Annotated in this window: 29 protein-coding genes and 1 pseudogene; 11 read left to right on the top strand and 19 right to left on the bottom strand. The window is 70.1% G+C overall.

Annotation, left to right across the window (positions count from 1 at the left end):
* From AB0C27_RS42545 to AB0C27_RS42530, 4 genes are all read right to left on the bottom strand, one after another.
* The coding region (locus AB0C27_RS42545) for a hypothetical protein (RefSeq protein WP_357857133.1) at nucleotides 1-451 on the bottom strand (451 nt) is incomplete at its 3' end.
* 195 nt (nucleotides 452-646) lie between these two features.
* Nucleotides 647-1,243: an SDR family NAD(P)-dependent oxidoreductase gene (locus AB0C27_RS42540; RefSeq protein ID WP_357857130.1), complete on the bottom strand. Its 597-nt coding sequence runs from the start codon at nucleotides 1,241-1,243 to the stop codon at nucleotides 647-649.
* A gap of 40 nt (nucleotides 1,244-1,283) precedes the next feature.
* Nucleotides 1,284-1,487: a (4Fe-4S)-binding protein gene (locus AB0C27_RS42535; protein ID WP_357857127.1), complete on the bottom strand. Its 204-nt coding sequence runs from the start codon at nucleotides 1,485-1,487 to the stop codon at nucleotides 1,284-1,286.
* A 7-nt stretch (nucleotides 1,488-1,494) separates the two neighbouring features.
* Nucleotides 1,495-2,703: a cytochrome P450 gene (locus AB0C27_RS42530; protein ID WP_357857124.1), complete on the bottom strand. Its 1,209-nt coding sequence runs from the start codon at nucleotides 2,701-2,703 to the stop codon at nucleotides 1,495-1,497.
* Nucleotides 2,704-2,806: 103 nt separating this feature from the next.
* Here AB0C27_RS42530 and AB0C27_RS42525 point away from each other — a divergent pair, with 103 nt between their 5' ends.
* The gene (locus tag AB0C27_RS42525; RefSeq protein WP_357857121.1) at nucleotides 2,807-3,469 is read left to right on the top strand and encodes a helix-turn-helix domain-containing protein; all 663 of its coding nucleotides are present in this window, start codon (nucleotides 2,807-2,809) and stop codon (nucleotides 3,467-3,469) included.
* Between the two features lie 129 nt (nucleotides 3,470-3,598).
* Here the strand turns inward: AB0C27_RS42525 and AB0C27_RS42520 are convergent, their stop codons facing one another.
* On the bottom strand, nucleotides 3,599-4,732 hold the full coding sequence (locus AB0C27_RS42520; protein ID WP_357857118.1) for an alpha/beta hydrolase: 1,134 nt from the start codon (nucleotides 4,730-4,732) through the stop codon (nucleotides 3,599-3,601).
* A 216-nt stretch (nucleotides 4,733-4,948) separates the two neighbouring features.
* On the opposite strand from AB0C27_RS42520, the gene AB0C27_RS42515 reads away from it, so the two are divergent.
* On the top strand, nucleotides 4,949-6,286 hold the full coding sequence (locus AB0C27_RS42515) for a histidine kinase (RefSeq protein WP_357857115.1): 1,338 nt from the start codon (nucleotides 4,949-4,951) through the stop codon (nucleotides 6,284-6,286).
* Nucleotides 6,283-6,957 carry a response regulator transcription factor gene (locus AB0C27_RS42510; protein ID WP_357857112.1) on the top strand — a complete coding sequence of 225 codons (675 nt, stop codon included), beginning with the start codon at nucleotides 6,283-6,285 and terminating at the stop codon, nucleotides 6,955-6,957. The genes AB0C27_RS42515 and AB0C27_RS42510 overlap by 4 nt, the downstream gene beginning before the upstream one ends.
* A gap of 202 nt (nucleotides 6,958-7,159) precedes the next feature.
* Here AB0C27_RS42510 and AB0C27_RS42505 read toward each other — a convergent pair whose 3' ends face one another.
* Entirely contained in the window at nucleotides 7,160-7,759 is a 600-nt protein-coding gene (locus AB0C27_RS42505) for a TetR family transcriptional regulator C-terminal domain-containing protein (RefSeq protein ID WP_357857109.1), read from the bottom strand.
* Nucleotides 7,760-7,851: 92 nt separating this feature from the next.
* Between AB0C27_RS42505 and AB0C27_RS42500 the strand changes: the two genes are divergently transcribed.
* Entirely contained in the window at nucleotides 7,852-9,342 is a 1,491-nt protein-coding gene (locus AB0C27_RS42500; protein WP_357857106.1) for a carboxylesterase family protein, read from the top strand.
* 9 nt (nucleotides 9,343-9,351) lie between these two features.
* Here the strand turns inward: AB0C27_RS42500 and AB0C27_RS42495 are convergent, their stop codons facing one another.
* A complete protein-coding gene (locus AB0C27_RS42495; protein WP_357857103.1) occupies nucleotides 9,352-9,684 on the bottom strand; it encodes an ArsR family transcriptional regulator in 333 nt (110 codons plus the stop codon).
* 94 nt (nucleotides 9,685-9,778) lie between these two features.
* On the opposite strand from AB0C27_RS42495, the gene AB0C27_RS42490 reads away from it, so the two are divergent.
* Entirely contained in the window at nucleotides 9,779-10,420 is a 642-nt protein-coding gene (locus AB0C27_RS42490) for an SDR family oxidoreductase (RefSeq protein WP_357857100.1), read from the top strand.
* Here the strand turns inward: AB0C27_RS42490 and AB0C27_RS42485 are convergent.
* The 3 genes from AB0C27_RS42485 to AB0C27_RS42475 are packed head-to-tail and all read right to left on the bottom strand — an operon-like array spanning nucleotide 10,417 to nucleotide 13,510.
* Nucleotides 10,417-12,000 carry a hypothetical protein gene (locus AB0C27_RS42485; RefSeq protein WP_357857097.1) on the bottom strand — a complete coding sequence of 528 codons (1,584 nt, stop codon included), beginning with the start codon at nucleotides 11,998-12,000 and terminating at the stop codon, nucleotides 10,417-10,419. The genes AB0C27_RS42490 and AB0C27_RS42485 overlap by 4 nt on opposite strands.
* On the bottom strand, nucleotides 11,997-12,887 hold the full coding sequence (locus AB0C27_RS42480; RefSeq protein ID WP_357857094.1) for an ABC transporter ATP-binding protein: 891 nt from the start codon (nucleotides 12,885-12,887) through the stop codon (nucleotides 11,997-11,999). The genes AB0C27_RS42485 and AB0C27_RS42480 overlap by 4 nt, the downstream gene beginning before the upstream one ends.
* Nucleotides 12,884-13,510 carry a TetR/AcrR family transcriptional regulator gene (locus tag AB0C27_RS42475; RefSeq protein ID WP_357857091.1) on the bottom strand — a complete coding sequence of 209 codons (627 nt, stop codon included), beginning with the start codon at nucleotides 13,508-13,510 and terminating at the stop codon, nucleotides 12,884-12,886. Before AB0C27_RS42475 ends, AB0C27_RS42480 begins: the two co-directional genes overlap by 4 nt.
* Before the next feature lie 252 nt (nucleotides 13,511-13,762).
* On the opposite strand from AB0C27_RS42475, the pseudogene AB0C27_RS42470 reads away from it, so the two are divergent.
* The 3 genes and pseudogenes from AB0C27_RS42470 to AB0C27_RS42460 form a co-directional block, all read left to right on the top strand.
* Nucleotides 13,763-13,909, top strand: a pseudogene (locus AB0C27_RS42470) (RNA polymerase); the annotation flags it as partial.
* A gap of 154 nt (nucleotides 13,910-14,063) precedes the next feature.
* Entirely contained in the window at nucleotides 14,064-14,561 is a 498-nt protein-coding gene (locus AB0C27_RS42465) for a hypothetical protein (RefSeq protein ID WP_357857152.1), read from the top strand.
* Nucleotides 14,506-15,048 (top strand): hypothetical protein, encoded by a 543-nt coding sequence (locus tag AB0C27_RS42460; protein ID WP_357857088.1) that lies wholly within the window; start codon nucleotides 14,506-14,508, stop codon nucleotides 15,046-15,048. The genes AB0C27_RS42465 and AB0C27_RS42460 overlap by 56 nt, the downstream gene beginning before the upstream one ends.
* A gap of 300 nt (nucleotides 15,049-15,348) precedes the next feature.
* On the opposite strand, the gene AB0C27_RS42455 is transcribed toward AB0C27_RS42460, so the two are convergent.
* Nucleotides 15,349-16,140, bottom strand: coding sequence for a helix-turn-helix transcriptional regulator (locus tag AB0C27_RS42455; RefSeq protein ID WP_357857085.1), 792 nt, complete (start codon nucleotides 16,138-16,140; stop codon nucleotides 15,349-15,351).
* A gap of 89 nt (nucleotides 16,141-16,229) precedes the next feature.
* Here AB0C27_RS42455 and AB0C27_RS42450 point away from each other — a divergent pair, with 89 nt between their 5' ends.
* Both AB0C27_RS42450 and AB0C27_RS42445 read left to right on the top strand, forming a co-directional pair.
* The gene (locus AB0C27_RS42450) at nucleotides 16,230-16,592 is read left to right on the top strand and encodes a nuclear transport factor 2 family protein (RefSeq protein ID WP_357857082.1); all 363 of its coding nucleotides are present in this window, start codon (nucleotides 16,230-16,232) and stop codon (nucleotides 16,590-16,592) included.
* Nucleotides 16,593-16,937: 345 nt separating this feature from the next.
* On the top strand, nucleotides 16,938-18,320 hold the full coding sequence (locus tag AB0C27_RS42445) for a glutamate decarboxylase (protein ID WP_357857079.1): 1,383 nt from the start codon (nucleotides 16,938-16,940) through the stop codon (nucleotides 18,318-18,320).
* 345 nt (nucleotides 18,321-18,665) lie between these two features.
* Here the strand turns inward: AB0C27_RS42445 and AB0C27_RS42440 are convergent, their stop codons facing one another.
* From AB0C27_RS42440 to AB0C27_RS42410, 7 genes are all read right to left on the bottom strand, one after another.
* Entirely contained in the window at nucleotides 18,666-19,325 is a 660-nt protein-coding gene (locus AB0C27_RS42440; RefSeq protein ID WP_357857148.1) for a small ribosomal subunit Rsm22 family protein, read from the bottom strand.
* 58 nt (nucleotides 19,326-19,383) lie between these two features.
* Nucleotides 19,384-19,620, bottom strand: coding sequence for a hypothetical protein (locus AB0C27_RS42435; RefSeq protein WP_357857077.1), 237 nt, complete (start codon nucleotides 19,618-19,620; stop codon nucleotides 19,384-19,386).
* Nucleotides 19,621-19,844: 224 nt separating this feature from the next.
* A complete protein-coding gene (locus AB0C27_RS42430; protein ID WP_357857074.1) occupies nucleotides 19,845-20,018 on the bottom strand; it encodes a hypothetical protein in 174 nt (57 codons plus the stop codon).
* A 115-nt stretch (nucleotides 20,019-20,133) separates the two neighbouring features.
* Nucleotides 20,134-21,450 carry an MFS transporter gene (locus AB0C27_RS42425; protein ID WP_357857072.1) on the bottom strand — a complete coding sequence of 439 codons (1,317 nt, stop codon included), beginning with the start codon at nucleotides 21,448-21,450 and terminating at the stop codon, nucleotides 20,134-20,136.
* The gene (locus tag AB0C27_RS42420; RefSeq protein ID WP_357857069.1) at nucleotides 21,447-22,613 is read right to left on the bottom strand and encodes a Xaa-Pro peptidase family protein; all 1,167 of its coding nucleotides are present in this window, start codon (nucleotides 22,611-22,613) and stop codon (nucleotides 21,447-21,449) included. The genes AB0C27_RS42425 and AB0C27_RS42420 overlap by 4 nt, the downstream gene beginning before the upstream one ends.
* A 22-nt stretch (nucleotides 22,614-22,635) precedes the next feature.
* The gene (locus tag AB0C27_RS42415) at nucleotides 22,636-23,652 is read right to left on the bottom strand and encodes a glutamate cyclase domain-containing protein (protein WP_357857066.1); all 1,017 of its coding nucleotides are present in this window, start codon (nucleotides 23,650-23,652) and stop codon (nucleotides 22,636-22,638) included.
* 25 nt (nucleotides 23,653-23,677) lie between these two features.
* Entirely contained in the window at nucleotides 23,678-25,006 is a 1,329-nt protein-coding gene (locus tag AB0C27_RS42410; protein ID WP_357857063.1) for an MFS transporter, read from the bottom strand.
* 108 nt (nucleotides 25,007-25,114) lie between these two features.
* Here AB0C27_RS42410 and AB0C27_RS42405 point away from each other — a divergent pair, with 108 nt between their 5' ends.
* Nucleotides 25,115-25,837 (top strand): TetR/AcrR family transcriptional regulator, encoded by a 723-nt coding sequence (locus AB0C27_RS42405; protein WP_357857060.1) that lies wholly within the window; start codon nucleotides 25,115-25,117, stop codon nucleotides 25,835-25,837.
* A 384-nt stretch (nucleotides 25,838-26,221) separates the two neighbouring features.
* Here AB0C27_RS42405 and AB0C27_RS42400 read toward each other — a convergent pair whose 3' ends face one another.
* Nucleotides 26,222-26,572 (bottom strand): hypothetical protein, encoded by a 351-nt coding sequence (locus AB0C27_RS42400; RefSeq protein ID WP_357857058.1) that lies wholly within the window; start codon nucleotides 26,570-26,572, stop codon nucleotides 26,222-26,224.
* Nucleotides 26,573-26,582: the final 10 nt, after the last annotated feature.

The following is a 26,582-nucleotide window of genomic DNA, read 5'->3' as shown; positions in this document are numbered from 1 at the left end:
GCCACGCCCGTAGTCCGACCGGCGGGTCTCCGACCAGCCGACCTAACCCAACCCCACCGATGAAAGGGACATCAACTCGCAGAACGCACTCTGAGGTCGAGGCACGCGACGCCTCCTGCTGGACGCTGCCGCTTCGCCGGCCGACGACCAGCCCATAGACTGACATCGCCGGCCCGACCAAGGCGAGGAACACCCCGATCACGCTGGCCAGCTTGTCGGCCTCGTCCAGCCCCACCTTCGCGAAGTAGACGCCCAGCCCCGCCATTGCGGCCACCGCGACCGCCGCCCCAGCCCGTACCAGCACACGTCCGCGCATACCAGCCATCATCGACCACCCGACAAGATCGCACAATGTGATTGCGCGATAACGCATCGGACGTGGTGCCCATTCGGAAAGTAGACGTTCGGGACGCCAAGTGTTGAGCTGATGGAGGCATTCGGACAGTTCCAATACCCGACTCCACCGTTACTGCCCACCCACGGCGACCTGAAGGCCGCGGTCGCCAAGCTTGCCACCGATCAGTAGACCCGAGCGTCGAGGGTCACGTGCCGGTTCCGGGCGAACCGAGGTCGCCGATACTCAGCCGGGCGTTCAGGTCGAGGCGCACCTCGCCGTAAGGGCGGACATGCAGCCAGAACAGCGGGGTCAGGCCGAGCCGATCGACCGGGGTGAGCAGGCGGCCCACTCGGGCTCGGCGAGGACGTCTTGAAGCATCAGGACATTCACCATGACGAGCGAGGCCTGCAAGATCCGAAGACACAGCGCGGTCATCTCCACCTCATCGCGCCGGTTGGTGGAGATCGCACCACCGCGGCCGTAGCAGATCACCGAGTTGGCGCGGTTCCACGCCTCGACCACGTTCAGCCCTTCCTCGATCTCCCGCTGCAGGTCGCGGTCTCGTAGATAGCGGGCGACGAACGTGGTACGGCCCAGGAACAGCGGTTGGCGCTGAGAATGGTCATGGCGCAGTCCCGCGGCGATCCCGGCGTTGTTGACCAGGCCGTCCACCCGGCCGTAGCGCTCGACGGTCGCCTCCACCACGCTCTTCCAGTCATCCTGGCTGGTCACATCGTGGCGGAGGAACAGGCTCTGGATCTTGGAGGCGGTTTTCGCGCCCTGTCCGTCGAGCAGGTCGCTGACCACCACCGTGGCTCCGTCCCGAGCCATGCGGGTGGCCACGGCTGCACCGATCCCGCGGGCGCCACCTGTCACGATCACTACCTTTTCCCGCAGACCAGACATACTCGTCCCCTTCTGTTGTTCGTCGATTCGTCGAGCCGAGTCATCGAAAACGAGGTCTGATGTCGAGCGCCCCGCTGGGGCACAGCCGGACGGCCTCGGCCGCGGCCTCGCGCTGCTCCTCGGGAGGGTCCGGTAGGAGTACCGCGACCAGTCCGTCGTCGTCGCCGTGGTCGAAGACCCCCGGCGCGGTGAGCGCGCACATGCCCGCGCTGACGCAGACGCTGGTGTCGGCGGTGATCCGCATGCTCCACCTACCAGGTGACGGGTAGCTCGTGGATGCCGTACGCGAGATTGCCGTGCTTGTAGGGCAGTTCGTCCACCGGCACGGCGACCCGCAGGGTGGGGATGCGCTCGAAGAGGGTGGCGAACGCGATCTCCAGTTCGGCCCGGGCGAGATTCTGCCCGAGGCACTGGTGCACGCCGTAGCCGAAGGCGACGTGGTGCCGGTTGCCGCGGTGAACGTCGAGCCGTTCGGGCTCGGGGAACACCGCGGGATCCCAGTCGGCCGCGGCCAGCAGGGCGAAGACTCCCTCGCCCGCACGGATCCGGGTGCCACTGAGCTCGGTGTCCTCGGCCGCGATCCGGGTGGTGACCAGGTCGGCGATGCTGAGGTAGCGCAGCAGTTCTTCGATGGTGTCGGGGAGGAGTTCGGGGTTCTCGCGCAGGGCGGCGAGCCGGCCGGGGTGCTCCAGAAGCGTCACGGTGCCCAGCGAGATCATGTTCGCGGTGGTCTCGTGGCCCGCGTTGAGCAGCATCAGGCACATCATGAGCAGCTCATCGCGGCGGAGTTCGCCGGCGGGCTCCAGGTGCTCGGTGACCAGCTTGCTCAGCAGGTCGTCGCCGGGCTCCTGCTGCTTGCGGGTGATCAGGCCATCCATGTAGGCGCGCAGTTCACCCAGCGCGGCCGCGAACTGCTCCGCGGTGCTCTGCCCTGACACGCCGACCTTGCTCCTGCTCTGGAAGAAGTCGTGGTCGTCGTAGGGCACGCCGAGCAACTGGCAGATCACCAGCGAGGACATGGGGAGCGCGAACGCCTCGACCAGGTCCACCGGCGGGGTCATGGCTAGCAGGTCGTCGAGCAGCCGGTCGACGGTGGCCTGAATGCCGGGCCGCATCGTCTTGACGCGCTTGAGGGTGAACTCCTGGATGAGCATACGCCGGTAGAAGCTGTGTTGCGGCGGGTCCATACGGATGAACGGCGGGCGCCGCAGGACCTGCGTCTGCCCCGGCAGGAGCGTGGGGAAGCCGGGGCGGGTGCCGTCGGCGCTGAACGCCGGGCTGCTCAGCACGGTCCGGACATCCTCATACCGGGTCACCAGCCAGGCGGCGCCGCCGGTGGGTAGCCGCACCTTGGAGACGGGTTCCTCGACGCGCAGCCGGTCGTACTCCGGCGGTGGGGCGAACGGGCACTGCCGCTGGAGCGGGAAGCTCCGGCTGTCAGGAGTGGGGGTCTCGGACATCAGCCTCTCCTCAATAAGTGGAGGAAAACCCTTCGATTGCTGTGGACGATAAGCTAGCACAACCGAAGGACTTCCCTCCGCATTCCAAGGAGATGGGTACCGGTTGACCGAGAACACGACCCGGCTGCGGGCGGACGCCCGCCGTAACCGCGAGCAGATCATCATCACGGCCCGCGAAGTCTTCCTCGAACAGGGCATCCACGCGCCGCTGGAGGAGATCGCCCGCCGCGCCGGCATCGGCATCGCCACCCTTTACCGCCGCTTCCCCGACCGCCACACACTTGTCCGGCAGGTCGCCCTGGACAACCTGACCCTGGTCGGCGAGGAACTGGACCGCGCCACCGCCGCGCACCCCGACGCCTGGGGCGCGCTCACGCAGCTCATACGCCGCCTGGTGGAGTTGCGGCTCAACGTCATCATGCCGGTGCTGCTCCCCGGCCTGGAGCAGGACGCGCGCGGTGAGGGGGGAGCGCTGAAGGCGCGACGCAACCAGCTCTACGAGCAGATGGAACGACTCACCCGTGCCGCCCAGCGGGACGGGCAGCTTCGCCAAGGCATCAACCCCATCGACATCTGGCTCGGCGTCATCAAACTGTCCCGCCCGCTACCCGTCATCGGCGCCGAGCTCAACGAGCTGATCACCGACCAGCAACTGGAGCTGCTCCTCGGCAGCCTCCACGCCACGGCGCTGGACGCCTCCGAGCCGCTGCGCCGGCAGCCACTGACCCTCGACGACCTGGACCGCCACCTCAAAATGGCGGAGTAGCCGGCTTGGCGTCCGCCGCGGTCAAGGCGATGTTTCGCCACCGCAACACGGTCCGCCACCCGCCTCACCAAGCTGCGGGCGCTGACCAGCCGCTCCATCGACCACCCCGGCGGCCCCGGCTTGGATAAATCAGGCCTGGCCGCCGAACGTCACCTCGGGATAGTGGGCGGACGGCTTGTCCAGCAGGGGCTGCGGCTTCCCGGTGAGGTGGCGGGTGAAGAAGGCGGCGACGTAGGTGCGGGTGATCTCCACGGAGCGGGCTCCGGTCATGGCGAAGCCGAGATCGATGCCGAGCTGTTCGGCCAGCAGCGGGACGTCGGTGAAGGACGCGTGCTCGGCTCCGGTCACCACCAACCACCGCTTCCAGCCGGTCAGCTGCTTCCAGTCGCGTCCCCAGCTCCCGTCCTTGCCGCCGGGGCTGTGCATCGTCGGCGATCCCATGAACAGGAACGGCCGGGCCAGGCCGCGCTCAGGGATCGGGGCGAAGGTGGTGCCGTCCAGGTTGACCCCGGCGCGGATGCGCTTGTCGCGCACCATGGCCGCAATGCTGCTCGCGCCGCCGACGGACTGACCGGCCATCCCGATGCGCGACCGGTCGATCAGCGCGGCTCCCCGCCATTTCGGCTTTGCGCCGGTGAGCTGGTCGAGGACGAAGGAGACATCCGCCGCGCGGCTGCGGACCACCTGCTCCCCGAAGTCCGGGTCCTTGTTCCCGCAGGCGACGCACGTGGTGACCCGCCCGTCGGGGAAGGCCGTGGCGACGCTCTCGTAGGTGTGGTCGATCCCGACCACCACGTTGCCCCTGCTGGCCAGGTCCTCGGCCAGGCTGGTGAGTGAGCTGCGCGGGGAGCCGAGGCCGGAGGAGAGCACCACCAGGGGCAGGCCGTGCTTGCGGCCTGCAGGCACGGCGTCGGTGAAGGCGTTGGCCCGCACCTTGCTCAACGTGTCTGGCGCGACGGGCAGTTCCGCGTCCTTGATCAGCAGTTCGGACTCCTTCGGCGTCACGTACGGGGCCTGGTGCCTGCCTCGCGTCCCGGCCGCTGGGTACCACAGGGAGATCATCAGCTCCCTCGACTTCGCCGCCGGGACCCATGGGTCGCTCCGGGAGGCGTCCTTCAGATGGAGGGAGGTGACGCCGACCGCGTAGGGGCCCGTCGGCGCGGGCAGCCGCGGTGCCGCCGGCGCCGCAGCGGCGGCGGGAGTGGGGGCCGTGAGGGTGAGTAGCCCGGCCAGGGCGAGGGCCGTCGTTCTCGCAAGATGCATCAGTGTGTCGCCTGTTCTCGGGAGGCCGCGGTCGTCCGCGGACGGGACGACGCTAGGCGCGGTCATGCGGCGGGCGCGTCGCCCGTCGTACCGAATCTGGGTAGCTCCGAGGAACGATCCGAGCCCGGTGTCATCACTGCGATGTAGTCCCGGCGGACGGCGCTGCCGTCATCGGGACGGATGCGTGGCCGGTCGCGCAGCCGTGACAATGTCCCGATGACGGTGGAACGAAGGTGGCGGATGTGGCGGCAGTACGTGCGGGAGGTGTTGCGTCCGGAGGAGGCGCGCGCCCGGCCGTCACGCGGAGCGTTGGTGGTCGACGTCGTGCTCGCGCTGCTGCTGACCGTGCTCGCGGTGGCCGCGGTGGCCGATCTGCACGACGCGTCCACCGAGGGACGGCAGGGGCCGACGGCCGTGTCCCTGCGGCTGCGTCCCGATCCACCCGCCCGGCCGGTGAGCCCGGCCCCGCCGAGCCCGCGGTCCGGCTCAGAACAGGGGCCGCACCCGCTGCTGGTGGTCCTGACCACGTTGCCACTGGCGGTGCGGCGCCGGTACCCGCTGGCCGTCTTCTGGACGGTCGTGCTCGCCGCGCTGGCCACCCAAGAGGCCGCGACGTGGATCAACGTGCTCGCGTGCGCCGTGGCCGCCTACGGCACGCTCGCCTACAGCCGTCACCGGCTGGCGGCGGCGGGCGGGCTGGCGGCGGCGGCCGTGCTGACCGGCGTGGTCTTCCAGGACGTCGTCCCCGCGCTGCCGTCCTGGCTGGGCCCCACCGTCGTGCTGGCGGGGGCGGGAGTGCTGGCGGTGGCCGTCCGCTTCTGGCAGGGGCGGCTGCGGGCCGGCCGGGATCGCATCGACGCGCTCCAGCGGGCCCAGGCGGAGGCCATGCGCGCGGCCGTCGACGAGGAGCGAGCCAGGATCGCCGCCGAACTGCACGACATCGTGACCCACAACGTGAGCGTGATGGTGATCCAGGCCGGGGCGGCGCGCAAGGTCATGGACGCAGAGCCCGCGGAGTCGAAGCGGGCGCTGCTCGCGATCGAGGCGGGCGGCCGGGCGGCCATGTCCGAGCTCCGTCACGTCATGGGCCTGCTGGCCACCGAGAACGAGGCCATGGGCCACGGGGGGATGGAGAACGAGGTCAAGGAGAGCGGGCCCCCCGGTCCGCAACCCGGGCTCGATCAGCTCGACGCGCTGGTCACCCGGGTTCGGGCCGCCGGGATTCCGGTCGACGTCGAGCTGTCGTTGCCGACCGGCCCGCTGCCCGCCGGGGTCGATCTGGCCGCCTACCGCGTGGTCCAGGAGGCCCTGACGAACACGATCAAGCATGCGGCGGGCGCGGCGGCGTCCGTCTCGATCCGCCACGAGGGCGACCGGCTGGAGATCGAGGTCACCGACACCGGCGGTGCGCGGCGCGGCCCGTCGCACCCGGGCGGGCGCGGGCTGATCGGGCTGCGCGAACGGCTGGCCGTCTACGGCGGCACCCTGAACGCGGAACACACCCCTGCGGGAGGCTACCGAATCTTGGCCCGTGTACTGTGGCGAGCCTCATGAGCCACCCTCTCCGCGTGATCATCGCCGACGATCAGGCCCTGGTACGCACCGGGTTCCGGCTGATCCTGGCCGCTGATGGCGTCGAGGTGACGGCCGAGGCGGCAGACGGCGCCGAGGCGGTGGAGGCGGCCCGGCGTACCAGGCCGGACGTCGTCCTCATGGACATCAGGATGCCGCGCATGGACGGCATCGAGGCCACCCGGCGCATCCTCGCCGACGACGCGGCGGGCGGCACCCGCGTACTCATCCTGACCACCTACGACCTCGACCACTACGTCTACACCGCGCTCGCCGCCGGGGCCAGTGGCTTCCTGCTCAAGGACGTAACCCCCGAGCATCTGGTGGCCGCGGTGACCCTGGTGCGCACCGGCGACGCCCTGCTCGCCCCGGCCATCACCCGGCGCCTGGTCGAGCGCTTCGCCCGCCGGGACGACGCCGGTCCTCCGGCCCCGCACCGTGACCTGTCGGAGCTGACCGCGCGGGAGCTGGAGGTGCTGCGGCTGCTGGCCACCGGGCTGAGCAACGTCGAGCTCGCCGAACGGCTGACCCTCAGCCCGGCGACGGTGAAGACCCACGTGGCCCGCATCCTGGCCAAGCTCGGGCTCAGGGACCGGGTCCAGGCCGTCGTGCTCGCGTACGAGACCGGGCTGGTATCCCCGGGCGCGACGTGACCGTGCACGGAGGCGGACCAACGACTTCAAGCACGCGCCTGCTCGCCCGAGGCCGGCAGGGGCCGTCGGCGCTCGGCCAGATGCTGTTCTATCCCATGCTCGACGCACGCATCACCTGGCTACGCCGGCTGCCCGACCCAACCCATGAGCCGGCCCACCCACGCCGGATCTTGTTTGCACCTGCCCCGTGTCCGGGGACAGGTCACGCACTCCTGAACAGCCGGTCCAGATGTACGTCGATCGCGGCGAGCGCGTCCTGGGGCTCGATCACGTCGAGTTCGATCAGGGAGGTGAAGCCGGTGAGGGCGAGGAGCAGGTTGGTCTCGGTCGCCGGGTCGCGGCCGGAGTCGATGTGCCCGTCGGCGATCGCCTGGCGGACCAACTGCTCGACGAGGGCCCGCCCCTGGACGAGGCCGCGGCGCGCCTGCTCGTGCACGGCCTCGTCGTGCAGCGCCTCCAGGACGTAGGCGGCGCTCATCCGGCTGGTCGCGCGGGCGTCGGCATGCAGGGGGAGCATTTCCGCGAGCGTCAGTCGCAGCACGTCACGGGGGTGCGGACGGTCACCGAGCTTTTCGAGCCCCTGCTGTACGCGCACCGAGGTCTGCTCGGACGCGAAGTCCATGGCGAAGGAGAGCATGGCGGTCCGGGAGGCGAAGTAGTGCTGCAGCTGCCCGAGTGACATGCCCGCCTCCTGCGCCACCACGCGCATCGTCAGCTGTGTGACACCGCGCTGCTCCACCACCCGCCACAGTGCGCGGGCGATCGCTTCGCGGCGTTCGCGGTGATCCACCTGTTTCGGCATCGCCGACTCCCTACCCCCGGAACTGTTCCAATACAGTTGACATAATACACCTGACCTATAATCCTTGGGTTCACTCGAGGGAAGGAATCGTCATGTCCGAACAGCCGAAGGTACGGACCACGGAAGGCGTGGTGCAGGGGCGCCGGCGGCAGGGGCACGTGGTGTTCCGCGGCATCCCCTACGCCCAGCCCCCGGTCGGCGCGCTCCGCTTCGCCGCGCCCGCGCCGCCGCACCGCTGGGAGGGGACGAGGCAGGCGGTCGAGTTCGGCCCCGTGGTGCCGCTGTCCCTGCCGATCGACGTGCCCCCGCAGGGCACCGACTGGCTGACGCTCAACGTCGGCACTCCGGATCCCGGCGCGGCGGGACTGCCGGTGCTGGTGTGGATCCCCGTGGGCGGCTACCTCTCGGCGGCGTCGAGCGACCCGATGTTCGACCCGGCAGCGCTGGCCGAGGCGGGACTCGTCGTGGTGACCATCAACTGCCGCGTGGGCGCGGAGGGTTTCGCGTTCCTCGACGACGCGCCGCCCAACCGCGGATTCCTCGACCAGATCGCGGCGCTGGAGTGGGTGCAGCGCAACATCGCCGCCTTCGGAGGCGACCCCGGCCGGGTCACCGTGGCCGGGGTGTCCGCCGGGGCGGGGTCGGTCGCCGCCCTGCTGACGATGAAGTCCGCGCGCGGACTGTTCCGGCGGGCCATGGCCCATTCGGTGCCGGGGCTGCACAGCACCCCCGCGCTGGCACGGCAGGTCACCGCCGCGTTCGCGGACCGGCTCGGCGCGGCCGCCCCCACCGCCGAGGCCCTGCGCGACATCGACCCATGGCACCTGGCCGCCGAACTCACCTCCTTCAACGCCGGCCTCCACGCGCACCGGGAGAGCTGGGGACGCCTCACGGAGGCCGGCACCGCGCTGTGCCCCGTCGTCGACGGCGAGGTCCTCCCGGAAACGCCCTGGCCCGCGCTGGCCGGCGCGCGCGCGAGCGGGACCGAACTGCTCGTCGGCCACGCCCGGGACGAATTCCGGTACTTCAGTGTCATGAGCGGACGGTACGGCACCTTCACCGAGGATGACGCCCACGCAGCCCTGGAACTGCTCGCCCCGCAGCCGGACGGCGCCAGGGCCTACCGTGCCGCGTTCCCGCAGGCAGGCCCGGAGGAGCTGGTGGAGACGGTGTACTCCGACGCCCTCTTCCGCATGCCGTCACAGCAGCTGGCCGAGGCGAACGCCGCAGCCGGCGGCACCTCGTACCTGTTCGAACTGCGCTGGGTCGCCCCGGCCCTCGGCGGCATCCTGGGCGCCTGCCACAGCCTCGACGTGCCCCTGGCGTTCGGCACGCTGGACAGCCCCGTCGCCACCCAGCTCATCGGCGAGGAGCCCAATCCCGAGGCCGTCGCGCTCTCCCGCGAACTCCAGGAGACGTGGGTCCGCTTCGTCACCACCGGCGACGCGGGCTGGTCCGCCCATCGGCCCGGCGAGCACCTCACCCGCGTCCTGGACACCGAGTCGAAGACTCTGCCCTACCCCGAACAAGCCTCCCGCCAGATCTGGGAAGGCCACTCCCCCGCCCCCTTCGATCTCTCGTAATCGTCCGGGTCAGGTCTCGATGAGTCCGGGGGCGGTGTCGAGCACGGCGTCCAGCAGGCCGGGGAAGCACGCGTCCAGGTCGTCGCGGCGCAGGCTCAGGATGCGCTGGGAGCCGCGCACCCTGACCTGGATCACCCCGGCCTCGCGCAGCACCCGCTGGTGGTGGGAGAAGGTGGACCGGCTGATCGTCAGGCCGGCCGCCTGCTGGAGCCGGGTGCAGGGCGATTCCCCCACCTGGTCCAGGGCACGCACGGCCAGCAGTCTCGCCGGGTCGGCCAGGGCCGCGAGGACCTTCGGCAGCCGCAGGTCGGCAGCGGCTGGATGGGCCTCGTCGATCACCACGGTGCTCCTCGGATACGTCGCTTTGCCCTCACTTCGAAGGCTATCGTACAGTTCGATGCTCATCGACGTGTTCGTTACCTATCGAATCGGGGTCATGACATGGAGAGCGGTAAGGCGTGACCGGGCGGAGCAGGTCGTCGGCGAAGTCGCCGCGCACCAGGGCCACGCGCTCTGCCTGGAGGCCGACAGCGCCGACGCCTCCGCCATGGCCAGGGCGGCCGAGTACATCGTGCAGACGTTGGGGCGGCTCGACGTCGTGGTGGCCAACGCGGGCGTGGCCCCCGCGGGAGGCATCGACACCCTCCCCGCCGAAGACATCGACCGGATGATCGACGTGAACGTACGCGGCGTCGTGTACACCATCCGGGCCGCGTTGCCCCACATGGGCGACGGCGGGCGCATCGTGACGATCGGCAGCGTGAACGCCGCGCGGGCACCCTTCGCCGGGGCCGCCGCCTACGGCATGACCAAGGTGGCCGTCGCCGGCCTGGTGCGCGGCCTGGCCGGGGACCTCGGGCCACGCGGCATCACCGTGAACAACGTGCAACCCGGCCCCACGGCCGACGACAGCATGAGCGCCGACGGTCCCGCCGCCCAGGCCATGACCAAATGGCTGGCACTGCCCAGGATCGGCACGCCGGAAGAGGTCTCCGCCCTGGTCTCTCACCTCGTCGGACCAGAGGGCGCCTTCATCACCGGCGCCACCCTCGCCATCGACGGCGGCTTCACCGCCTAGGCGGAGGGCATCAGGTCGCGGCGGCGCAGGAACGCCAGCCCCGCCGTGGTCAGGGTGATGGCTACTATGGTCAGCCCCAGCAGCGACGCAACCGGTGACGAGGCGCCGCTCAGCAACATCGCCGGCACGTGTACGAACGGCGAAAGGCCCAGAACGATCCCGGTGGCCAGCTTGAACTCCGCCAGCAGGTCCACGACCAGGAAGAGGCCGAGCGCGGTCCAGCTCACGGCCGCCGCCAGCCGTGGCAGCAGGCCGAACATCAGCGTCGCGATCCCGGTCATGGTCCAGACCGCGGGCAGGTAGGCCAGCGTGGCCCCGGTGACGCGGGCCACGTCGCCGTCGAAGGTGAATCCCGCCGCCGCGCCCAGCACGGTCAGCAGCAGCACCGGGCTCACGACGGCGAGTACCAGGTGGCTCAGCGCCCAGCGCAGCCGGCCGACAGGGGTGGACAACAGCAGTTCGGCCCGGCCCGCCGCCTCCTCCGTACGGGCGCGCAGCGCCGACACCAGTGCCGCTCCCGCGACGAGCTGGCTGAGCACGTACATCACGAAGGTGAAGAACACGTCCGAGAGCCGGGCCTCGGCGCCGCCGAGGGTCGCGGCCAGCTCACGGAACTGCGGCGTGTCCACCTGGGTGTTCAGCCCGCGTGCCGCCACGCCGAGCAGGGCGCCCAGCGCTCCGAATCCGATCGCGAAGCCCGCGAGCGTGCTGCGGTGCAGGCGAGCGGCCAGGCTGAACGCGCCCGGCAGGGTTCCGCCGGCGGGTCCGGGGCGGACGGGAATCAGGCCGCCAGCCACGTCACGCCGTGTGGACAGCGCGAACGCGACCGCCGTCAGGGCGGCGACGAACACCGCGATCAGCCCCAGCACCCACCACTGGTCCCCGGCGTAGGGTCTGGTCAGCCGGACCCAGCCGAACGGCGACACCCAAGCCAGCCAGCCGACATGACCGGCGTCGGCCAGCGAGCGCAGCGCGAACAGCAGGCCGCCGACCGCGATCGCGATGCCGCGCGCCGTTCCGGAGGAGGCGGTGAGCTGCCCGGTGACGGCGGCCACGGCCGCGAACGCCCAGCCGCCCCCGGCGGTGGACAGCCCGAACAGCAGCGAGGAACCCGCAGGCAGGCCGTCCGCGACCAGGGCGGGCACCGACAGCAGGCCCAGGAGCAGGTTGGCGGCCAGCACGACCACGAGCGCGGCGGCCAGCGGGGCATGACGGCCGATGACACCCGAGGCCAGCAGCTCGCGTCGGCCGGTCTCCTCCTCGGCCCGGGTGTGCCTGATCACCAGCAGGATGCTGACGAGCCCGCCGAACAGCGCGAGGGAGGCGCCGAGCGTCCAGGCGGTCAGGCCGCCGACGCTCGCGTCGTAGATGGGGCCGCGCATGGCCAGCTGCGCCGGGTTGCCCGCCGAGGCGGTCGCGAAGGAGTCGCGGGCGGCCTGGTCGGCGTACAGGTCGGTGGTGGCGGAGGCGATGCCCGCCGGCAGCAGTGCGCTGATCACGATCCACACCGGCAGCAGCACGCGGTCCCTGCGCAGGATGAGCCGGATCAGTGTCCCTGTGCCGGTCATGGTGCCGGTCATCTGGCGGCTCCCTTGTAGTGGCGCAGGAACAGTTCCTCCAGCGTCGGCGGCTGCGTGGTCAACGTACGTACGCCCGCTCTGGCGAGCTCGGCGAGCACGGCGGTGAGCGCGTCACCGTCGACCTGGCAGCGCAGCCGCGCGCCGTCCACGCTCAGATCGTGTACGCCGGGCAGGGTGGCCAGCCCGGGAGCGGGCCCGATCAGCTCGGCGGTCACCGACGTGCGGGTGAGGTGGCGCAGGTCGGCCAGGCTGCCGGACTCGACGGTATGGCCGGCGCGGATGATGCTGACGCGGTCGCACAGCGTCTCCACCTCCGACAGGATGTGGCTGGACAGCAGCACGGTGCGGCCGCTGCGCTTCTCCCGCATGACGCACTCGTTGAAGACCGCCTCCATGAGCGGGTCCAGACCCGAGGTCGGCTCGTCGAGGATCAGCAGTTCAGCGTCGGAGGCGAACGCGGCCACCAGCGCCACCTTCTGCCGGTTGCCCTTGGAGTAGGTACGGCACTTCTTGCGCGGGTCGAGCTCGAAGCGCTCCAGCAGCTCGGCGCGCCGCCCGGGGTCCAGGCCGCCGCGGGCCCTGCCCATCAGGTCGATGACCTCGCCGCCGGTCAGCGAGGGCCACAGGGTGACGTCGCCGGGCACGTAGGCAAGCCTTCGGTGCAGTTCGGTGGCGTCGCGCCAGGGGTCGCCGCCGAGTAACGCGACCTGGCCGCCGTCGGCGCGCATCTGGCCGAGCAGGATACGGATGGTGGTGGTCTTGCCGGCGCCGTTGGGCCCGAGGAAGCCGTGCACCTCGCCCGTCTTGACGGTGAGGTCGAGCCCGTCCAGGGCCTTGGCCCGGCCGAAGCTCTTGACCAGACCGCCCACGTGCACTGCGGCGTTCATCGTTGTTCCTCGAACTTCTGGAGGCCCGTCCGCGCCTGGTCGAACAGCTCGCGGCCGAGGAATTCCGGTCTGATCAGATCGAGCTGGGCCTTGCCGACGCGTACTGCGCCCTGTGAGGCGTACAGGTCCGTGCCCAGCGCGCGGGAGACGTGCTCGTGCAGCACCGTGATGCCGAGCTTCATCGCGGTCAGCACGGTCGCGCGGGCTCGATGGTCGGCCTCCGAGCGGTCGTCGTCGGCGAGATGCTCCTCCGTCACACGGACGAGTTCGTCGAACATGGCGGCGGCTGCGGGGGAACCGTCCACGAGCGCGCGGCCGAGGTATTTCATCAGGGGCGGCGCGGTTCGATGGACGTTCTCGATGAATTCGGGCTTCTCCAGGTTGTGGTCGGTGACGCCTACGGTGGCCTGCTCGCGCAGGTAGCCGAGGACGTACTCGTCACAAGCCTGTCTCAGCGCTTCCTTGGTGCCGAAGTGGTGCTGCACCAGGCCGGGCGAGACTTTTGCGGCCTCGGCGATCCCACGGATGGTGGTGGCCTTGACCCCCTGCTCGGCGAACAGCGCCATCGCAGCGTCGCGGATGCGGGCGCGCGTCGTCAGGTCCTCTTCAGAAATTGGTCGCACGTCCAAGAGTCTATACAAACGTATTGGTCGCCATGCAACTGTTCAGCCTGCCCCGCCGGACGCGGAAGGCCCAGGAGAGGCCGTAAGCGGACGGGGCGGCTAGCCGGCCCCGCTCGGGGTCGGGTCCGCGCAGGGGCCCGAGGTCGAACTGCTGGGAAGATGCGGAATCGGGATGTAAGAAGGCCTTCCTTCGGACCACTTGCTCAATGAACGTTTGTCCCCCAACCGAAGGAACCGGCTTGCCGAACCCCCATGAGCGCTTCACCGCGCACCGACGTGGGTGAACACGCCACCGAGCGAGTCGCCGTACTCCGTGCCCTGGTCGGCTTGTCCGAAGCCGACAAAGAGATCCTGACCCTGACCACCTGGCATGGCCTGTCCACCACAGAAGCGGCCAAGGTACTCGGCTGCACCAAGACCGCCTTCTTCGTCCGCTTGCATCGAGCGCGCCGCCGACTGCAGTCGGCGATCGAAGCTGTCGATGGCCACCGCAGAGGCGCCAGGAGAACCCTCGCGCAGGCCATTGCGCCCGAGACCGCCCAGCCTGTGGGCCTTGTGGGCGCCGCTGGCCACGGCCGCGATCGTGGCCCTGGTCTTCGCGCTGGTGACGAACCTGGCATCGGCCCCTGCCGTGCTCAGTCCGCCGAGGACCAATCAGGAACTGTTCGACCTGGCCGACAGGATCGAGAAGCTCCCCGCAGAGGGCGGCGCCTACTGGCGCGATGTGAGGATCGACGGTAACCACCTGTCTACCGGCGGCTACCGGGTCATGGTGGTCGGCCGCCGCGAGACCCGGCTGCCGCGCGACCCCGCTGATCTGGTGCTCACGCAGGTGTGGCGGCAGGTCAGTGCCCGCCCGGTCACGGCCGAGGACGAGCGCGCCTGGCAGGCGGGCGGGAGCTCCCGCCCGGGTCAAGGGGCACTGCGAGACCAGCGGGCCGTGCGGTTCGATTCCGGTCGCCGACGAGCCGAAGGACTGCAGGTACACCTTGAGGTTGGACTCCGCGGGAACCTATCCCGACACGACGATCAGCGAGTTCACCATGGCTGAGCTGGCGGCGATCCCCACCGATCCGGCCGAGCTCACGAAGCAGCTCCGCGCCTACCACGAGATCTGGAACGGCCGCGGCTTCACGCAGCCGTTCGAGACGTTTCTGCCTACCACCGTGAACCTCCTGGGCATGCCGCTCAGCCCCGCCCAGCGTGCCGCGATCATCCGCGTCCTGGCCGGCCTGCCGACCACCAAGGTCGTGGGCACAGTGACGGATCCGCTGGGCAGAAGGGGCCTATCCGTAGACTTCGGCGAGGCGGAAGGCGCCCTGGTGTACTCCAACAAGCCACGCAAGGAGCTGCCGGTCTACCACAGGCAGATCCTCGACCCGGAGACGGGGGAGACACTCTCGCGCGTTTCCTACGCGGCCCGCACCGCTCTGGGGGCGACCAAGGGTGAAGTCATGGGCTACCAGGCCCGCGGCTCCGAGTCCGGCTGGACCGGGCCGCCGACTTCTCCCCCGAAGGGGTGCAAGAAGGGGAAGTGAAAGGGTGCGGACCCCGGCGGTGGTGGGCGCGCGGCCTGGGGCCGCGTCGTAGACGGCTCAGCTGATGGTCAAGTCGGCATCAGGTGACCTGCTCGTCGCCTCGGATGCGGGCGTGCAGGTGCATGTCATGCCGGCCGTCGGAGTGGACGGCGTCGCTGCCCTTGCCGCCAACTGCCCATCGGCATCCCAGTGCATGTCAACCTCAAGCGCTTGGCCGATGAGATGCTCGAGGAAGCGGTGATGGTGGAGGCCGTGGCGGTCGTGGCCTGCCGCACCGTCCCCGTACTTACCAGTGAGATATCAGGGTGAGGTCACTGCGCCCCCCGTCCCGAAGAAGCGGGCGGTGGCGTCGTCGGCGGGGAAGTACGCCTCGACGGCGATCTCCTCGAGGGTGACGTCGAAGGCGGCGCCGAAGGTCGTGATGGTGTTGATGAAGCACAGCTCCGCTCCGCGATGGCGGATGCGGATGGGCAGCGCGATCTCGGCCGGATCGGGCGGCGGCGGTTCTGCTGGGGCCCCGTAAGACAGCACCTCCTCATACAGGACGCTCAGCTCTGCGTCACCGCTGTGCGCGACCTGGCGGGCGAGCCGAGGCAGCAGGAAGCCGCGGACCTGGCCGAGGTTGAGCAGACGCGGCGCGAATCCGCCGGGGTGCAGGCCGAGCCGCATCATGTTGACCGGCGGCCGCAGCAGCGCCGGGTCGACGCCCTCCAGGAAGACGTCGATCGCCGTGTTGGCCGACAACAGGTTCCAGCGGCGGTCCACGGCCAGCGCCGGATACGGTTCGTGCCCGCGCAACACCCGTTCGAGCACCTTGCGCGCTGTGGCCAACTGCGGATCCTGCAGGGGCCGCTCGCGGACGACCGGCGCGTGACCGGCCGCGACCAGCAACCGGTTGCGTTCGCGGAGCGGCACGCCGAGGTGCTCGGCCAGCCGCAGCACCATCGCGCTGCTGGGGATCGTCCGCCCGGTCTCCACGAAGCTGACGTGCCTGGCCGACACCTCCGCCTGCAGTGCCAGATCGAGCTGGCTGAGCCCGCGCCGGTGTCGCCACTCGCGCAGCAGCGCACCGATCGGCTGGTCGGAAGTCACGCGGATGATTATCCCGGCACCGCCCCGACCTGCACGATTACATGCCATGTAATCGACACCGCCGGGCGGCGGCTGCGACGGTTGCCGTCATGAACAGCAACAAGCAACTGGTCCTCGACGGCTTCGCCCGCTTCGCCGCCGGGGACACCGAGGTCCTCCGAACCCTCCTGCACGAAGATTTCATCGAGCACAGCCCCGGCAACCCCTCGGGGCGGGACGCCTTCATCGCATACATCACCCAGGCCCCGGTCGCCCGCGCCCGCCTCGACCTCAAGCGGGTCATCGCCGAAGACGACTTCGTGGTGATGCACTACCTCATGACCACCGCCGACGACCCGCGTGGCGTCGCCGTCGTCGACATCTGGCGGCTGGCCGACGGGCAGGTCGTCGAACACTGGGACGTCCTGCAGCCGGTCCCGGAGGCCGACCGGATCCCGCACGGAATGCTTTGAGGCGGCCGGTATGAAGCTCGCGGTCGAACGGCAGCGGCGCGCCGTCCGGTCCGGGCAGCTCACTGTCGAGCCGGGAAATGGCGTCCGCCCGGGCGCGGCGATGGTGAGCACCCTGCCGAGCGGGTCGTAACTGACGGCGGTCTCGGCGCCGTCGCCGTCGATCAGCCGACTCGGTTTGCCCGCGCGCACGTCGTGCTCGACGTCGAGGTACCGAGGCCTTCGCCGGGCCGGTCCGCCATGGCGGCGGCCCTCACAGCGATCGTCCGGTTTTTGCCTGTGTGTAGCTTTTTGCTGCTCAAGATCGGGGCATCGCTCGCTTAGCGGTCACAGACAGGGGAGGCACTGGTGGCGCTGCACCGCGTCAAATTCACCGAGGACATCGACGACTCCAGCGATCTGTTCGTCGGCCCCGTGAGCTCTCAACCCCTGCCCAAGGACGCGATGCCCGAGGCACACGCACGGCCCGACGCCGTCTACGAGGCCATCCACCAGGAGTTGTCGCTGGACGGCAACGCGGCCCAGAACCTCGCGACGTTCTGCACGACCTGGTCAGAGGACCAGGTACGGCGGCTCATGGCCGAATGCCTCGACAAGAACGTGATCGACAAGGACGAGTACCCCCAGACGGCCGCCATCGAGTCGCGCTGCGTCGCCATCCTCGCCAGACTCTGGCACGCCCCCGGCGGGCACGACACGATGGGGTGTTCGACGACGGGATCCAGCGAGGCCGCGATGCTCGGCGGTCTGGCGCTCAAGTGGCGGTGGCGGGAACGGCGTAAGGCCGAACGCCAACCGTACGACAGGCCGAACCTGGTGTGCGGGCCCGTCCAGGTCTGCTGGGAGAAGTTCGCCCGCTATTTCGACGTCGAACTCCGCCAGGTGCCGCTGGAGCGCGGCGCGACCGGGCTGCGCCCACACCAGCTGGAGCAGTACGTCGACGAGAACACGATCGGGGTCGTCGCCATTCTGGGCGTCACGTTCACCTGCGACTACGAGCCGGTCAAGGCCCTGGCCGACGAGCTCGACCGCATCCAGGCGAGCACGGGCCTGGACATCCCCATCCACGTGGACGCCGCCTCCGGTGGGTTCATCGCCCCGTTCCTCCACCCGGAGCTGCCCTGGGACTTCCTCGTCGAGCGGGTCGTCTCCATCAACTCCTCCGGGCACAAGTACGGCATGGCACCGCTGGGCGTCGGCTGGATCATCTGGCGGCAGCCGGAGATGCTGCCCAAGGACCTGATCTTCTACGTGGACTACCTCGGTGGCGACATGCCCACGTTCGCGCTGAACTTCTCCCGGCCCGGCGGGGAGATCATCGCCCAGTACTACCTGTTCCTGCGCCTGGGCAAGCAGGGCTACCGCCAGATTGCCGAAGCCTGCGCCGCCACGGCACAGTACCTCGCCAAGGAGATCGCCGCGATGGGTCCCTTCCGGCTTCTGTACGACGGGAAGGGCGCGCTGCCGGCCGTCTCGTACACGCTCAAGGACCCGGCGAACGCCCCCTTCAGCCTCTTCGACCTCAGCGATCAGCTGCGCATGCGCGGCTGGCAGGTCCCCTCCTACCGCCTGCCGGCCGACCAGCAGGACACCGTCATCCAGCGAGTCATGATCCGGCACGGCATCGGCCGCGATGAGATCTCACTGCTGGTCGCCGACCTCAGGCACGCACTCGACCGGTTGACCGGCGGTCCGGCGAGCAACGCCGAGCGCACGGCGTTCCACCACTGACGGTCGACGCCAGGAGTGCTTCGCCGGCAGCCCCGCCTCCATCTTCACCAGCGATGCCACGTACTCCACCGCAACTGGTGGTATCACCTCGGACCAGGCCCGAAACCGCCCCCTCGATGCTCTGTGTAATGATGGCTACTGTGCGCGTTCGCAGAAATGGTCAGGTCTGCGAGAGCCGATCACTCCCTGTTACGTGTCCGGTTTGTCCTCGATCTTCGTTCTCAGAACTCTCGCGCCGGCGGGCAGCGCCTGTAGGGCCCGGGGCGGCAAGGTCGCCCCGACGTACCACACGCCGCGCTTCATGCTGGTGTCGCAACTGGGTGTGCTGATCGCCGATGGTCACGCCTACAGCCAGGGATCACCCCATGTCACGCTTCGAGCAGCACGGTAGAGGTCGCCGTGCCGCTTGGACACGTTCTCCTCGCGTAGCCCGTCCGCGCACAAGGTCAGCGTGACCAGACCCTTGCGAGTGCGTGGATGCCGAAGAACGCGGCTTGTCGCAGGTATCGCGGACGCGGACGTCGCGATGACATAGGAGAACTTTTCGTCCTCGAACCCCAGCTCCGCTGACTTGAGCCGGCGGTGCAGCCCGGTGCGGGGTAGCCGAGCGGAGAAGTGACACCCATCTTCCCCCGCAAGCGGACACGAGGCAGCGTGCGGGCACGGCGCCGCGACGCGCATGCCGAGACCGATCAGCTGGTCGCGGGCGGCGAGAACGCGAGCGTGTCCAGCCGGTGTGCCGGGTTCGACGACGGCGACCGTCGTGGCCCGACCGGCCAGCCGCCGTACGACCGGATCGCGCACAGCCGCCGGCAGTTCTCCCAGCACGTAGGACAGCGAGATGAGATCTGCTGGTGGCGTGTTGAGATCGGCCCGGATCTCCGATCTGCGCCACATCGCGTCCTTGACCGCCGGGTGGGTGGCCGAGGTGGCGAGTCGGCGAGTCGGCGGCCGAGCCCGATGACGGCCGGGTCGCGCTCGACCACGGTGACGTGCCGTAGAGATGGCCAGATAGTGGTGGCCGCCTGGCGGCCGGAAGAGTGATCATCGATGTCTCCCGGGCTCAGCAGCGCGCAGCGGTCGCCAGGCGACCATGGTGATGGCGGTCATGGTGGCAGCGCCACAGCCAGCGGATCCCGGCCTGCTGCCGCCTGTCGATCTGGCCGGGGGGGATGCGGACGGCCGGGGTCAGTGCCGCCGCGATGAGGAAGGTTGATGCGTCGGCCGCGAATGGCAGCGCCGAAGCGGTCCACAGCTTGGAGAAGTCCGCGCTTGACCGCGCGGACTTGAGGGCACGCAAAACAGAGCTCCTCAGCAAAGGAAACGGTCAGAGATCGGAGACCGTTTCGAAGCGAGGAGCGTCGACCTGCTGCTTAGCGGGCGCGCCCTCGCGTCGAAACGGTGACCGTGACCTTGCTCTGCTGCATCAGCACCTCCAGGGCGCGACCAATATCACGCAAAGGCTAGCCCACTTCGTCTCGGCCTACTTGGCCCCGCCCTGTACCGACGATCACCTATCTGGCTTCACCGCGGTGGGCCGGCAGGAGCGGCTTCCAGCTCCAAGTGACGGTTCATGTCGAGCTCGAAGCGTCCGTACAGGTTCAGGTGGGTCCACAACAGGGCTGACAGGCCCCGCCGCAGGTAGGCGCCGACGTCGTAGATGTTGATCGCGCCGACGAGCACCCCGACGGCCGGCACGATCGCCGCCCCGGCGTGCTCAGGGCCCAGCAGTTCCCGCCACGAGGCCGGACCCCTGCCTGGGCGTGGTGCGCGAAAAGCCTCAACGGGCGGTCGAAGCGCACCACCTGAGGGCTCAAGGCGGAGAGATCGAAGTGACGGCCTCGCGGCGGGAAGCGGACGTCGTCAGCGCGAGCAGGCCGCTCAGGATGAGGCAGACGGCCATCGCGGTGAACGGGGCCTGGTAGCCGCCACTCAGGTCACGCAGCCAGCCCGTGAAGTAGCCGGCCGCGAAGCCACCGAGGCTGCCGACGGTGTTGATCAGGGCCAGGCCCGCCGCGGCGGCCGCGCCCGTGAGGGATTCGCCGGCGATGCTCCAGAAGATGGGGATGGCCGCGTAGATGCCGATGGCCGTGATCGAGACGCCAAGCATGAGGAGCGGGAAGGAGTCGCCGGCGTAGGAGCAGATGAGGACGGCCAAGCCGGCGAGCACGGCGGGCGCCGAGAACCGCCAGGCGCGCAGCCCCCGCGTACGGGAGCGCCGGCTCCACGCCCAGCAGGCGATCGCGCCGAGCGTGAACGGCACGAAGGTCACGAGGCTGAGGGCGGTGGCGTTGTCACCACTCGGGAGGGCGGCGGTGACGAGGGGCAGGAAGAAGCTGATCGCGAACATCGGGAAGGTGAGCAGGAAGAAGATCCCGGCCAGCCGGATCGTCACCGGGCTGCGCAGGGCCGCCAGGAACGAGCGGTGCTCGCCGGCCTCCCGGGCCGGGCCGGACCGTTCGAGGGCCTCCCGCTCCTGCGGGGTCAGCCACGTCGCCTCGCGCGGCGTCGAAGGCAGGGCCCTGAGCACGACGAGTCCGAGGACGACCGCGGCCAGCCCTTCGACGGCGAACATGAAGCGCCAGCCCTCGATCCCGAACGTGCTGGTCCCGTGGTGGATGAGCCAGTTGGAGACGGGGCCGCCCAGAGCCGTCGAGAGCGGCACCGCGACGTAGTACACGCCGAGCACCGCGACGCGCTGCGGCCCGCTGAACCACAGCGTGAGGTAGAACAGGATCCCGGGCAGCAGGCCCGCCTCGGCGACGCCGAGCAGGACGCGCATCGCGGCGAACGAGCTCGCTCCGGTGACCAGGGCGTGCGCCGCGGCGGCCAGCCCCCACGTCACCGCGATCCTGGCCAGCCACTTGCGCGCGCCCACCCGGTAGAGCAGGTAGTTGCTGGGCACTTCGAGCACGACGTAGCCGACGAAGAACAGGGCGACGCCCAGCCCGTAGGCGGTGGCGGTCATGCCGAGGTCGGGGTTCATGTGGGGGGCCGCGAAGCCGACGTTGACGCGGTCGAGGTAGTTGACGAACAGCAGGGCGATGAGGATCGGCAGGAGGCGCCTGGCCGCCTTGCGACCGGCCGTGGCGAGGACGTCGGCCGAGCCGGCCGATGGGGTGTGGGTCATCGTGCGCTCTCGATCAGTACGCGGGTGCCGGGGGGTGTGGTCAGGTTGACGGTCTCGTCGCGGCCGACGTGGACGAAGTCCTCGATGTGGAAGCCCTGCGCGGGGTCGGTCCAGCCGAGTTCGATCTCGAGGGTCATGCCCTCGACGAGCGGCTCGTCGTACTCGACGGTCAGTTGGGGCTCCTCGTGCAGGACCAGGCCGATGCCGTGCCCGACGATGCTCCAGCGGAACTCCTCGCCCTGGCGCTCGTACGCGCGCCGGGCGAGGTCCACGAGCTCGCGGGCGACGACACCCGGCCGGGCCGCTTCGACGATGACGTCGTGAACGGCGCTGATGCGGTCGAAGCGGGTGCGTTGCGCCCGGCTCGCGGTGCCGACGACGGCCGTACGGGCGATGTCGGAGCAGTAGCCGTCGATGCGGACGCCCCAGTCGGTTCGGATCAGCATCCCGGCCTCCAGCGCCTGGTCGCCGGGCCACGGGTGCCACTGCCCGGCGCGGCAGCCGCCGCCGAAGATCGAATGAGTCAGTTCCTGCGCTCCTTCGCGCATGAGCGCGTCGGTGACGCGCGCGGCGACGGCCCGTTCGCTCTCGCCCGCGACGATGCTCCGCAGCCCGTTCTCCAGGTGGCGGGCCGTCATCCGGTTGACGTGCGTGAGGAGTGCGACCTCGGCCGGCGTCTTCACCTTGCGCATCTCGTTCAGCAGCGGCCAGGCGTCGCCGTACCGCAGCCTGGGCAGCCGGCGCCGCAGGCCATCGACGATCTTGTACGGGGTGGCGCGGTGCTCGACGCCGATCAGGCCGGAGGTGATGCCCAGGCCGGTGAGGGCCTCGGCGACCACGTCGATCATGTGGTCGTGCTCCCCCTGGTAGCCCCGGATGTCCTGGATGCGTGGGCGGCGCTCTTCGGAAGCCCAGGTGCCGGCCCCGTTCCAGGCGTCGGCGCGCGGGGCCGGGACGACGTAGACGGGCGGCGCGCCGTTCGCGGGCCACACGACGATGTGCAGCCGCTCCCAGGTGAGCCGCATGTCGGGGTGGTAGAAGCCGGACAGGTAGTGGGTGTTCTCGGGCCAGGTCGACACGATCGCGTCGAACGGGCCCGCGTCGAGCAGGCGTTGGATGCGGCCGACGTCGGCGTATCCGGTGGCAGGTGGGTTCGTCGTCATCGTGACGGCCTCTCGGGTGTGCTCAGTGTGACGGGGAGGGCGCCCTGGTCAGGGCCTGGGTGACGGCCGTCCGGATGAGGGTGGCGGCGGCGCGCTGGGCGTCGAGCGGCACGCCGTCGTCGCTCAGCGTGGGTCGGGCGTGCCAGCCGCAGACGACCCCGGCGCGCACGGCGGCGCGCAGCAGGTTCTCCACGTAGTCGGCGTCCGCGATCAGGTCGGGCCGTTCGACGAGGTAGGCGATGAGCGCTGTGACCGCGTACCCGCCCCAGTCCGAGATGGCGGCGGTGAGCACGTGATCGGTCGTCACCGCGGCGGCCATTCCTGCGCCGCAGGGGCAGCGGCACGTTCCGCCCGCGGGCTGGATGGCCGCCACCTCGGGGATGGCGCCGAAGCCTGCCTCGTTGCCGGCGTCGCCGATGCCGCAGGTGAGCACGCCCTGAGCACGTGCCCGCTCGAACAGCGCCGCGCTGTCGAAGTGCACGTCGTGCCAGGGGTTGCCGGTGGCGCCGTGGATGACGCCCGCGCGGTTCGGGGCGAGCAGTTCGATGGCCAGGACGAGGCAGGGCCGCAGGTCGTCCAGGATGGCGCGGCTGAATTCCCGTCCCGCTTCGTCGTCCTGCGGTGAGACGTGCAGCGTGACCGTGCCCGGCCGGTGGTCGTCCTCGCCGAGCCGGACGTTGAGCTCGCCGGCGCGTACGACCTCGGCCAGCGGCTCCATGAACCGTTCGACGGAGGCGAGGTGGACCTCGGCCCCGAGGCCCAGGGAGAGGATCCGGGCGATGGCCACCGCGCCGAGGAGGCCGTCGATCTCGCCGGTGGGCAGGCTCGGCGGGCCTCCCGCGCCGCAGAGGATGACGACGCGGTCGCCGGGCTCGACCCGGTTCACGATCGCCTGCGCCATCGTGGTGCTGAGCGGCTTGCCGGTGTGCCGGCGTACGGCCTCGTACAGCTGGTGGGCGACGCCTCTGGGCATGTTGCCGAGGGGGCGCAGCTCGGTGGTCATGATCTGGTCGACGTACTGTCCGATGATCTCTGGCAAGGGTTCGGCCTTTCGGGTGAGCGGGCTATGCGCGCGGCGGGCCGGCGAACTCGGGCCGCCGCCTGAGCAGCAGCGCGACCACGGCTCCGAGCACCATGACGGCGGCGACGACGAACATGGCCGGCCGGTAGCTGCCGGTCGCCCCGTACAGGCCGCCGGTCATGTACGGGGCGACGAACCCGGCCACGTTCGCCAGCCCGCCCGCCACGCCGATGCCCGCCGCCGCGGCGGCGCCGCTGAGGAAGCGCGGCGGCAGCTGCCAGAAGACGGGCAGCACCGCGTAGCTGCCGGCCGCGGCGACGGAGATCGCGACCATCACGAGCGTCGTGCCGGGCAGGTAGAGCGCCACCGACACGGCGACGGCGCCCACGAGCAGTGGGACGGCGGCGTGGTAGTGGCGCTCCTGGTGCCGGTCGGAGCTGCGGCCGACCAGCCACATGGCCAGCGCCGCCGTCGCGAAGGGCACGGCGGTCAGCAACGCCGTCTCCCAGATCGAGAACGGCCGGCCGGAGCGCGGCGCCAGGCTCGCGATGACCTGGGGCAGGAAGAAGGAGAGGGCGTAGCCGCCCATGTTCACCGACAGCCCGATGAAGGAGACGGCGTAGATGCGCCAGTCCTTCAGCGCCGACCGGACGTCCGACGGGCCGTGCTTGGCGGCGGCGCCGGCCTCACGCTCCAGCGTGGCCTGGAGCGCGCCGCGTTCGTGCTCGCTGAGCCACCGGACGTGCTTCGGCGAGCCCGGCAGGACGAAGAACGCGAGCACGCCGACGACCACGGCGGGCACGGCCTCGGCGACGAACATGAACCGCCAGCCTTCAAGGCCCCACAGGCCGTGCCCGTGCTCGATCAGCAGCGCCGACAGGGGCGCGCCCATCACGACCGCGACGGGGATCGCGATGAGGAAGAGCGCGACCATGCGGGCCCGTACCGGCGCGGGGAACCAGAGCGTCAGCAGGTAGATGACGCCCGGCACGAACCCCGCCTCGGCGATGCCGAGCAGGACGCGCACGGCGTAGAAGCCGAGCTCGGACTGCACGAATCCCATGGCCCCCGAGATCAGTCCCCAGGTCACCATGATGCGCGCGAGCCAGATCCGGGCGCCGACCCGGTGCAGGATGACGTTGGAGGGCACCTCGAACGCCACGTAGCCGATGAAGAACAGCCCCGCCCCCAGGCCGTACGCGGTGCTGGACAGCCCGAGATCGGCGTTCATGGTGGCGGCGGCGAAGCCGATGTTGACCCGGTCGAGATAGCTGATGACGTACATCAGCGCGACCAGGGGGATGAGCCGGACGGCGGCCTTACGGGTGGCTGAGCGCAGGGCGGCCGGATCGCCGGTGGTGATGTGGGTCATGACACCTCCTGGCGATACAGCGTAGAGATTTCATATACGTTGTAAATAGCTTGGTGAAAAGATCTTAATCTCCTGTACGACGTATCCGTCTGCGGTACGGTGGGAGGCGTGACCTCCCGACCCGCCCCAGACCAAGGACGTCCCGAGCCCGGCGATCCCCGGCGAGCCCGCCGCGGGTCACGCACGCAGGCCGTCTCCGTCACCCTGGACGACGTGGCCGCCGCGGCGCTGCGGCAGGCCGGCCAGTCCGGGCTCGACGCCGTGACGATCCGCAGCGTCGCGACCGAGCTGGGCATCTCCCCGATGACGATCTACCGGTTCGTCGACTCCAAGGACGAGCTGATCGACGCCATGCTCGTCCTCGCGCTCAGCAGGATGGAGGTGCCGCACAGCAGCGCCTCGGACTGGCGGCAGCGGGTCATCGACATCATGGTGGCCTGGCGGGAGCTGCTCCTCGCCCATCCCAGCGTGGTCCAGATGCTGGTGAACAGGCGCGTTCCGGCCCACTCCGAAGGTCTCGGGCGGCTGGCCGAGCATGTTCTGGCGAACCTGGAGGACGGCGGCATCACCGGCGAGGAGGCGGCGCGGACGTTCTGGCGGATCTTCTCCTTCACCTTCGGCCACATCGTGTTCGAGCGGCCGCGGCGCGACATCGACGCCGAGGCGCAGGCGGAGGCCGGCCGCGCGATGGCGGCGACCGCAGGTCTGCGCGGCTTCGAACGGGTGCGAACCCTGGCGGGCGAGCTGACCGACATCGCCGCGCGGGGCACCCTGGAGAGCTCGCTCAAGGTGCTGCTCGACGGGGTGAGCGCGCGACCGTCCGGCACCTGACAGGCATTAAACCCAGATACGAAATGCTGACACAGGTTGATCGCCGCCGAGAGAGCTTGAGAGGCCCCTCGGAGCCTGCGGCGATCGGACCCATCAAAGGGATGACAGCCCTGTTTGCCATCGGCTTGGCTCTTCTCCTGCCGATGAACAGCTCCTGGAGCCGTTGGCTTCTGCCCGCTCATTAACACCGATTCGATCACGTGCGCGGGGCGAACAGCACGCGTAGTCCGCCCCCCACGAGGTTCGAAGCGGGTGATCTTCTGCCGGCGTCCAGGATGGTGTGCTCGACCTCGAGGACTTTTGGGTGTGAGCCGTTCATCGAGGACGTCAGGGTCACCGCTCTGGTCGGCGGGGACTGCCTGACCAGCAGCGCGAACCCAACCGTCAGCCGGCCAGGATGAGCAGGTCGCGGTCTTCCTCGATGGGGCCGGTGTCGGGATGTGTGGCGAGGTCGGCGTCCAGCGCGGCGAATCCCTCGGTGATTTCCTGCTCAGTCAGCTGGTCGAAGATCGAGCTGGCGCGCAGCCGCAGTCGCGCGGCGTAGTCGGCGGGGCGGTCTGCGAGACGGTGCCGGACCGAGGTGAGGGCAACCGGGTGCATGCCGGCCGTGGCGAAGGCCTGCGCCACTTCGGCGAGGCTGGGAAAGAGCTCTTCCTTGATGGTCCGCGCGCGGAGAAACCAGCGGTGCCACAGCGGGTCGGGCATCCGGTCGGCAAAGGTGTTGCGGATGAGCAACCGGCCCTCT

Source organism: Nonomuraea sp. NPDC048882, assembly GCF_040649755.1.
Classification (GTDB): Bacteria; Actinomycetota; Actinomycetes; order Streptosporangiales; family Streptosporangiaceae; genus Nonomuraea; species Nonomuraea maheshkhaliensis.
Note: the sequence above shows the minus strand (reverse complement) of the source record. Positions and strands in the feature narration are given on the sequence as shown.

What these genes read in the sequence shown, in the direction of transcription:
- AB0C27_RS42540 (WP_357857130.1), bottom strand. Translation starts at nt 1,243, where the DNA reads ATGTCTGGTCTGCGGGAAAAGGTAGTGATCGTGACAGGTGGCGCCCGC.
- AB0C27_RS42535 (WP_357857127.1), bottom strand. Translation starts at nt 1,487, where the DNA reads ATGCGGATCACCGCCGACACCAGCGTCTGCGTCAGCGCGGGCATGTGC.
- AB0C27_RS42530 (WP_357857124.1), bottom strand. Translation starts at nt 2,703, where the DNA reads ATGTCCGAGACCCCCACTCCTGACAGCCGGAGCTTCCCGCTCCAGCGG.
- AB0C27_RS42520 (WP_357857118.1), bottom strand. Translation starts at nt 4,732, where the DNA reads ATGCATCTTGCGAGAACGACGGCCCTCGCCCTGGCCGGGCTACTCACC.
- AB0C27_RS42515 (WP_357857115.1), top strand. Translation starts at nt 4,949, where the DNA reads ATGACGGTGGAACGAAGGTGGCGGATGTGGCGGCAGTACGTGCGGGAG.
- AB0C27_RS42510 (WP_357857112.1), top strand. Translation starts at nt 6,283, where the DNA reads ATGAGCCACCCTCTCCGCGTGATCATCGCCGACGATCAGGCCCTGGTA.
- AB0C27_RS42505 (WP_357857109.1), bottom strand. Translation starts at nt 7,759, where the DNA reads ATGCCGAAACAGGTGGATCACCGCGAACGCCGCGAAGCGATCGCCCGC.
- AB0C27_RS42500 (WP_357857106.1), top strand. Translation starts at nt 7,852, where the DNA reads ATGTCCGAACAGCCGAAGGTACGGACCACGGAAGGCGTGGTGCAGGGG.
- AB0C27_RS42490 (WP_357857100.1), top strand. Translation starts at nt 9,779, where the DNA reads ATGACATGGAGAGCGGTAAGGCGTGACCGGGCGGAGCAGGTCGTCGGC.
- AB0C27_RS42485 (WP_357857097.1), bottom strand. Translation starts at nt 12,000, where the DNA reads ATGACCGGCACCATGACCGGCACAGGGACACTGATCCGGCTCATCCTG.
- AB0C27_RS42480 (WP_357857094.1), bottom strand. Translation starts at nt 12,887, where the DNA reads ATGAACGCCGCAGTGCACGTGGGCGGTCTGGTCAAGAGCTTCGGCCGG.
- AB0C27_RS42450 (WP_357857082.1), top strand. Translation starts at nt 16,230, where the DNA reads ATGAACAGCAACAAGCAACTGGTCCTCGACGGCTTCGCCCGCTTCGCC.
- AB0C27_RS42425 (WP_357857072.1), bottom strand. Translation starts at nt 21,450, where the DNA reads ATGACCCACACCCCATCGGCCGGCTCGGCCGACGTCCTCGCCACGGCC.
- AB0C27_RS42420 (WP_357857069.1), bottom strand. Translation starts at nt 22,613, where the DNA reads ATGACGACGAACCCACCTGCCACCGGATACGCCGACGTCGGCCGCATC.
- AB0C27_RS42410 (WP_357857063.1), bottom strand. Translation starts at nt 25,006, where the DNA reads ATGACCCACATCACCACCGGCGATCCGGCCGCCCTGCGCTCAGCCACC.